This is a genomic window from Paenibacillus sp. 7541, from assembly GCF_002276395.1.
Classification (GTDB): Bacteria; Bacillota; Bacilli; order Paenibacillales; family Paenibacillaceae; genus Paenibacillus_AQ; species Paenibacillus_AQ campinasensis.
This window is the reverse complement of the sequence record NZ_NQLZ01000073.1, coordinates 1-550: the sequence shown is the minus strand read 5'-3', so window position 1 is coordinate 550 and position 550 is coordinate 1. Positions and strand designations below refer to the sequence as shown.

1 protein-coding gene is annotated in these 550 nt (G+C 44.2%); it reads left to right on the top strand.

Annotated features, from left to right (window positions below):
• A partial coding sequence (locus tag CHH75_RS24455; RefSeq protein ID WP_141235884.1) for a transposase occupies positions 1-550 on the top strand: 550 nt, incomplete at both ends.

The window sequence follows — 550 nt, the reverse complement described above, 5'->3', positions numbered from 1 at the left end:
CTTTGAAGAGAAACTCAAAGAAAAGGTGCAGGCAACCCTTGCGCATATTCATACGCTCACGCAGCAAGAAGCTAGTGAAATGGTAGCTACCGATCCAGATGAGCTTCCTGTACAGCTTGAAGAAACAGCTGTTATTCTAGAAGAACAAGTAGAGCGCTTAACTGAACAGATCGCTCAAACCAATGACAGTGAAGCGAGAAAAGCCTTACGAAAAGAGCGTAGTGCCTGGAAACAGCCTCTGAAAAAGATTCGTCAAGACTTTCTTCCACGTCTGGCCAAGTATGATCAGCAGAAAGCTTGCTTTGGTGATCGCAATAGCTACTCCAAGACCGATCCAGACGCTACGTTTATGCGAATGAAAGAAGATCACATGAAAAATGGTCAACTTAAACCAGGTTACAATGTACAGATGGCAACGGAAAACCAATTTATTTTGTTTTATAGTCTTCACCAACGACCAACGGACACACGCTGCTTCATTCCGCATATGGAGCAACTTGCTGCGTCTTCTTTACCCATGCCTAAAACCGTGATTGCTGACGCTGGTTAT